Raw genomic sequence first — 7014 nt, 5'->3', positions numbered from 1 at the left:
TCCCCCCTCACCGTCGGGGGGCGCGGGTGGGGGGGGGCCCCGGGGGGCCCCCCCCCCCCCCCCCCCCGCCGCCGTTCGGTCAGCCCTGGTCGGCCGCGATCCGCTCCCGCAGGTCGGCCAGGATCTCCGCCGCCTCCGGCAGCCCGACCCGTCGGCAGCGGTCGGCGGCGGCGGTCAGCCGGGCCACCGCAGCCCGCGTCCGCCCGAGGTCGGTGCCCTCGATCAGCGCGGCCATCCGCACCGCCTCGGCGCGCGGCGACTCGGCCTCCTCGCCGCCCTCCTCGTACACCGGGATCGCCCGCTCGGCCTCGGCCAGCGCCTCCTCGTGCCGCCCGGCGATGGCCAGGCAGCGCGCCCGCTCGTAGTGCGAACCGCCGCGCAGGAACCACGAGTTGTACGAGGCTCCGGCGCACTCGGCGGCCGCGCCGACGGCGTCCGCCTCGGCCAGCCGGGCGAGCGCGGTCTCCAGCCCCTCCCCACCGCGGGCGCGCATCACCAGCTTGGCGAAATCGCGCAGCGTCCCGGCCATCTGATCCCACTGCGGCGCCTCGGCGTGCGCCGCGAGGGCGCGCTCGCGGGCGGCGTCGGCCGCCTCCCAGCGGTCGGCGTGGGCCAGCGCGAGGGAGGCCTCGCAGGCGACCATGGTGTGCGTCGACCGGTCCTCCCAGCCCGCGACCGCGTCGGCGAGGCGCAGGTACTCCTCGGCCGCGTCGCGGTACTCCTCCAGCGCGAACAGTCCGCGGGCGAGGTCGAGCCGGACCTGGGCCATCAGCCGCTCGTCCAGCTCCGGGGCGGCGGCGTCGAGCAGCACCGACTCCAGCACGGCCACCGCGTCGGCCGCCCGGCCGCTGCCGCGCAGCAGGTCGGCCAGCTGCAGCCGCACCTGGGCGGCCTCCTCCGCCGCCGGCCGGCCCTTGCGGTCGAAGCGCGCGGCGGCCTCCGACAGGGCCCTGATCGCCCCGCCGTCGTCGCCGGTGTGCGAGCTCGCGTGGCCGAGCATCATGTACGTCGGGGCGAACGGGTAGGAGTCGTCGCCCCAGCGGGCGGCCTCGGCCAGGGCCCGGTGGAACACCTCGACGGCCTGGGCGGGTTCGCCGCTCTGCAGCAGCACCTGGCCGAGCAGGCCGAGCACCCGCGGCGTCTGCCACGGCAGTTCGGCGGCGTCCAACTGGTCCATGACCTCGCGCAGTTCGGCCGTCGCCTCGGCCATCCGGCCCTGCCGGGCGGCGGCGTCGGCGGCGTACTGGCGCGAGGTGGCGGCCCGGCGGGCCGACCCGAGCGCGCCGCTCTCGGCCCGGTAGGCGCCGACGGCCTCCTCGAACCGGGCGACGGCCCCGGCCGGCGGCTCCGGCAGCGCGGCGATCAGGTCGTGGTGCGCGGCGAAGGCCCGGCACTGGAGCACGATCAGGTAGTCGTCGTCGGCGATCCCGCCCTCGGCCCGCAACTCCCGTGCGCGGACGAGCGCTTCGTCGAGCGCCGGCCAGTCGGGCGCCAGGCCCTCGACCTCGCCGAGCTCGACGACGAGGGTGCGGGTGCGCACCATGAGGGCCTGGCCGAGCAGCCCCTCCTGTTCGAACAAGTCGGCAGCGGCCAGCAGTTGGGCCTTGCCGACGACGTGGTCGTCGCGGTCCAGCGCCTCGTGCGCGCGCTGCTCGGCGAGTTCGGCACGCAGCCGGCCCGCGGTGCCCACCGCCGTGCCGTCCTCGTGCACGTAGCCGTCGGCCTCGAAGCGCTCGGCGATCCGGCGCCAGAGCCGGTCGGCGTCCGGGTGGCCGACCAGGTCCAGCTCGCGGGCGCGGACCACGAGGGCGGCGAACTCCTCGGGCTCCGGCTCGACTTCGCGGCGCGGCGCGGGCCCGGCGGCCGGGGCGCCGGCCAGCTCGGGCGCGGCGGCGGCGCGCACGCCCAGGGCGAGCGGCTCGGCGAGCAGCGGCCCGCGCTCCAGCCGCGCCCGGCGCCGGCTGCCGACCGCGTCGGTGCCGTTGCGGGCGTCGAAGCGGGCGGCCAGCGCGTCGGCCTCGGTGCGCAGGTGGGCGAGCAGCGTGTCGACCGTCCAGCTCCGGCCGGGCGGGCCGCTGACCGCGAGCTCGCCGTGGCCCTGGCGGGCGAGGGCGGCGATCAGCACCTCGACGCCGGTGAGGAAGTCGAGTCGGCCGCTCGGGTCGCCGGTGACGGCGAACAGGTCGCGGTTCTCGGAGAGGATCTCCAGGCCGCGCGGCTCGTTGCCGGACAGCGCGCAGAACTCGACGTGCTGGCCGACCGGGCGGGCCATGCCGGACTTGCCGCGGGCGAAGCGGTAGCCGACCAGGTGGCTGGAGCGGGCCTCGTCCAGGCGTCCCTCGCGCAGCAGCGGGAGCAGGGCGGCGGCGTGACTGAGGTAGGGCTCCTCGGAGCAGGTGCTGTGGCCGCCGAGGACCGGCCGCCACACCTCCAGCGCCCGGGCGTCGTCGCCGGCGCGCACGTGGTGGTTGGCGCGGGCGCGGAGCTCGCACGCGTGGCAGTCGCTCAGCTCGGTGCGCGGGCGGCCGGTCCACAGCTCGTACGCGTCCTCGGCGCCGACGCCGGTGTGCGCGGCCAGGTGGTAGCGCTGGGCGTAGTACGGCTGGAGGCCGAAGCCGGCCTTCTCGTACCGGGTGCGCATCTCGGTGTGCCAGCGCCGGATCGCCTCCAGCGGCACCTCCGGGGTGCCCGCCAGCGAGCCCGCCACCCACTTGAAGCGCCAGAACACCTGGTCCCCGGCCCACTCGCCGAAGCCGTCCGGGTCGGTGTCCCACAGCTTGAGCACACGGGCGAAGACCACCGGCGACTTGCTGCGCTCGCCGTCGTACTGGTACGCCTCCATGAGCTCCAGCAGGGCCATCGAGCGCACCCCGGTGTCGTCGAACTGCTCTGCGGCGTCGACGAGTTCCTCCGCCGCGACGGTCCGCTGACGACCGTAGGGGCGGGCGTCGTTCTCGCGCAGCGCGGCCATCACCGCGTCGGGGGTGTCCAGCATCACGCCTCCTTCGGGTCGCTGTCGGCGCCGCGGCCGTCGGCCGCCTCGTGGCCGAGCATGGCGTGGTCGAGCAGGCTGATGAACGAGCGGTTGAGCAGGGCGCTCTCGCTCGCCTTGAGCGGACGGCGGGTCATCAGGACCGCCTGCCCGTACAGCGCCTCGACCGCGGTGACGGTCAGGTCGCGGCTGCCCGCCAGCGAGGCGGCACGGCGCACCAGCGGGTTGAGGTGGTTGAGCACCAGCTGGGCGCGCGGCACCTCGGCCCGCAGCGAACCGAGGATGTCCGCCCACAACCCGTCCGCCTCGTCGGCGAGTTGGGCGCGGGTGCGCTCGTGCCGGGCCTCCCGGTTGTCCAGCAGCAGGGCCGGGGCGCTGGTCGGGTGGAAGCTGCGCAGCGCGACGTCGCAGTCGAACCGGCCGACCACCTCGCGGGCGATCGTCAGGAACGCGGCGGCGGCGAGCTCGGCGGCCGGGTCGACGGTGTCCAGGTGCGCGGTGACGGTGCCCGGGTCGAGGTCGGCGACCGAGACGCCGGGGCGGATCTCGGGCAGCCGGTGCACGAGGTCGCGGTCGTAGGTGTAGCCGCCGTTGACGACGCCGAGCCCGGCGGCGCCGGCGATCGGGGCCACCTGGCGGAACTCCTCGACCGTCCGGGTCACCAGCAGGACCGGGTGGGTGCGGGCGAACTCGTCCAGCGTGACATTGCCGTCGGTGGTCTCGAACGGCAGCCACGGCAGCATGATGCGCAGCAACTCGTCGTCGTAGCGCGCGAGTTCCTTGACCGCCAGGTGGTGCACGGACAGGAAGCGGTGCAGCAGCGCCGGGTCGCTCGCGGACAGGCCGGTCAGCCAGTCGCGGATCCGGGCGCCGAGCGCGTCGCGGACGGCGGCCAGCGTCTCGTCCGCGTACAGGCCCTCGCGGGAGGCGGTCGGGCGCAGGCCGTCGGTGTCGACCACGCAGCGAACGAAGAACGCCCAGTCGGGCAGGAGTTCGTCGGCCTGGTCGGTCAGCAGCATGCCCTTGAGGTGCACCCGGTGGCCGGAGCGGCGGGAGGGCGGTGCGGCGTCCGGCAGCACGTAGGCGACGCCGCGCAGGCCGACCAGCGGGAGGTCCAGGTCGATGCTGTCCAGCGGGGTGAAGTCGAAGGCGGAGCGGCAGTACTCGGCCAGCGCGTCGCGGCGGGCCAGCGGCGAGCCGTGCCGCTGCGCCCACGGCGGCGTCCGGTTGACGCGGTGCTCGGTGCCGTTCGCGTCGACGACCGTCACCTCCTGGCGCAGCAGGCCGCCGAAGTCCCGGGCGAGGGCCAGGACCCGGCCCGAACGCGTCCACTCGGCGGCGTCCGCGCGCGGGGCGAGGGTGACGGTGGTGCCGGGCTCGGGCCTGGCCTCGGCGGGGAGCGTGCGGATGGTGTAGCGGCCGTCGGAGCTGCCGCGCCACTCGACCACCGGCGCGTCCGGGGTGGCCGCGGAGCGGGTGACGACGGTGATCTCGTCGGCGACCACGAAGCAGGCGAGCAGGCCGATGCCGAACTGGCCGATGAAGTCGCCGCGGGCGCGGGCCAGTCCGGCGCCGTCCAGGCCGCCGTCGGCGTCCCGCTTGGAGCTGCGGCCGATGGTGGCGAGGAAGGTGTGGACGTCCGCCTCGGTGAGGCCGATGCCGGTGTCGGTGACGGTCAGCTCGTCGTCGGCGCGGACGGTGATCCGGGCCGGCGCCGCCGGGTCGAGCTTCTGGCGGGCGGTGATCGCGTCGACCGCGTTCTGCAGGAGCTCGCGCAGGTAGACGCGGGGGCTGGAGTACAGGTGGTGGGAGAGGAGGTCCACCAGGCCGCGCAGGTCCACCTGGAAGGTGTGCGCACTGGCCGGGCTCTGCGCACTCGTCGGGTTCTCGGATGGGGACACCGGGGGCTCTTTCGATTGCTGGATGGGTGAGGAGGTCCGGGGCCCGGACGGCGCGGCGGGCGTGCGGCGCGCGGTGGCGGGCGGTGGCGGGCGGGTGCCGGCCGTGGCCGTCAGTGGCCGTCAGTGGGTCGCGGCGTCAGTGGGTCGCAGCCGGTTCTATCGGGCGCAACGGTCGCGGTGGGCGCGGAAGTTGGCGACCGGATCGCCGGCCAGGTAGTGCCAGGGGGACTCGGTGACGAGGCCGTCCAGGGCGTCGAACAGCCGGTGCGCGGTCTGGCGCTGGTCGGCCAGCGAGAAGGCCATCGCGAAGGCGTTGAAGGCGGCCTGCCAGCCGCGGGCCGGCGTGAAGTCCGGGTGCAGGACAGACCGGGCCGCGGCCTCCTGGAGCTCCGCGAGGACCGTCGGGCTGGTGAGGTAGGCGTGGTCCTCGCCGTCGGGCAGGTCCAGCCAGCGCTCCAGGTGGGCGAGCGCGACCAGCTCGCCGAGCTGGCTCCCCTCGGGGGCGGCGAGCATCGCCGAGCGGGCGAACTCGTGCATCTCGTCGTGCGAGCCGCCCCACTTGGCGCACAGCTGCTGGAGCCGCTGGCGGTGCGAGGCGGCGTGACCGGGCGCGCGGCGCAGCGCGGCCTCGAAGCGGCAGGTGGCGACGTCCGCGTCGAGCGAGGCGCCGCGGGCGCTGATCTGGAGGAAGTACCACGGCGCCAGCCAGCCGGGCTCGCGCTCGGCGACCTCCAGCAGCTGCTCCTCGGCGGTGTCCAGGCGCTCGTGGAAGAGCTTCCACTGCTCGTCCGTCACGTGCTTGGCGCGGGCTCCGGTTCGGGCCTCCCAGGCCCAGGTGATGTGCCGGGCGCCGGAGAGGAGGAGGGGGAGGGCGTCGTCGGGGTGGTCGGCGACCGCGCGGGCCGTCCAGGCCTCGACGCCGTCGACGTCGGCGAGGGCGCCGAGGATCCACGTCCGGTCGGCCTGGTCCTCGACGGCGGCGAGCGCGGGGCGCAGCGCCGTCCAGTCCCCGGCGGCGGCCTGGCCGAGCATCACGCGGACCGCGTCGTCGCCGAAGGCCGGGTCGAGCGCCGGGGCCGGGCCCGCGGGGACGGGGACGGCGGGCTCGGCCGTCCGCGCCCCGCGCCCGAACCCGAGCCCGCGGCGGCCGGACCGGCCCTGCGTGGCGTCCTCGCCGGAGCGGCGACGGAAAAGCGGCATCGGGTGGTCCCCCTCGAACGTGATCGGCATCTCTCGCATGGGCGCACAGTGGCCGCCCAGATGCAGTACATATCACGCGCACCCGACATCCGTTCGCGCAGCCCGCACCGGGCCTGACGAGGGGGGTAACAGATGACAACGGACAGATAACAGATAACAGATTTCAGCGAACAGATTCTGTTATCTGTTCGCCGTTCGTTGTCCGCCCGCTCACCCGGCGGTCAGATCGGATCGCCGGACCTTCGGTTGATCCGGGCGATCCGATCGACCCGGGAGACCTGGCCGGCCGACGGGCGGCCGGGCGGCCGGGCGGGCCGTCAGAGCGTGGCGAGTCCCGCGTCCGGGGTCTTGCCCGTCTGCGCCTGCTCGATCCGCTTGACCAGCATCGCCGCGAACCGCCGCGTCGCCGCGACGTCCACCGGGCCGCCCTCGGTCGTCACGCTCGCCACCACCGTGCCCGAGCGCAGCACGATGCCGACACCCTCACTACCGGCCAACTGCCCCTGGAACACCTGACTTTCACTCCCCAGCACCGCAGCATCCACGGCCTTGAACGGCCCGCTCCGGTACGACGCGTACGTCTCCTTGAGGCGGTCCTTCGCCGCGTCCCGGGTCGGCAGTGTGTCGATCATGAACCGGGCCACCACGTCGCCCGAGGAGAACCGGACCGACCCACTCAGCGGCTTCCCCGTGCAGGGCGCCGCCGCCGTGCAGGTGGTGGCGTGGTCGGCGGTGTCGACGCGCCGCTTCTCCTCCTCCCACCCGGCCATCGTCTTGACGTCCGGCAGCACCTGGAGGACCAGCTTGTCGTCCAGCAACACGGCATCCGAGTCCGCCCCGGGCGCCCCGGCCCCGCCCGCGGCCGGCGGCGGCACAGCCCCGCCGGCGCCCGCGGCCGGCGGCGTCGCGGCACCGGGGTCT

The 7014-nt window shown here is 75.6% G+C and carries 4 protein-coding genes; all 4 read right to left on the bottom strand.

Features of this window, described 5'->3' with window-relative positions; translation table 11 throughout:
• Positions 1–79 precede the first annotated feature (79 nt).
• Positions 80–2995 (bottom strand): hypothetical protein, encoded by a 2916-nt coding sequence (locus ACFV4G_RS03520; protein ID WP_380435997.1) that lies wholly within the window; start codon positions 2993–2995, stop codon positions 80–82.
• The gene (locus ACFV4G_RS03515; RefSeq protein ID WP_380435995.1) at positions 2995–4893 is read right to left on the bottom strand and encodes an HSP90 family protein; all 1899 of its coding nucleotides are present in this window, start codon (positions 4891–4893) and stop codon (positions 2995–2997) included. Before ACFV4G_RS03515 ends, ACFV4G_RS03520 begins: the two co-directional genes overlap by 1 nt.
• A 156-nt stretch (positions 4894–5049) precedes the next feature.
• Complete coding sequence (locus ACFV4G_RS03510) at positions 5050–6093, bottom strand: hypothetical protein (protein ID WP_380435993.1); 1044 nt, start codon at positions 6091–6093, stop codon at positions 5050–5052.
• 317 nt (positions 6094–6410) lie between these two features.
• The coding region (locus ACFV4G_RS03505; RefSeq protein WP_380435991.1) for a hypothetical protein at positions 6411–7014 on the bottom strand (604 nt) is incomplete at its 5' end.

The sequence above is a fragment of the Kitasatospora sp. NPDC059747 genome (genome assembly GCF_042732955.1).
In the GTDB taxonomy this organism is placed as follows: domain Bacteria; phylum Actinomycetota; class Actinomycetes; order Streptomycetales; family Streptomycetaceae; genus Kitasatospora.
The sequence above is the reverse complement of the archived record's forward strand: the minus strand, read 5'-3'. Positions and strand labels throughout refer to the sequence as shown.

What these genes read in the sequence shown, in the direction of transcription:
- ACFV4G_RS03520 (WP_380435997.1), bottom strand. Translation starts at nt 2,995, where the DNA reads ATGCTGGACACCCCCGACGCGGTGATGGCCGCGCTGCGCGAGAACGAC.
- ACFV4G_RS03510 (WP_380435993.1), bottom strand. Translation starts at nt 6,093, where the DNA reads ATGCCGCTTTTCCGTCGCCGCTCCGGCGAGGACGCCACGCAGGGCCGG.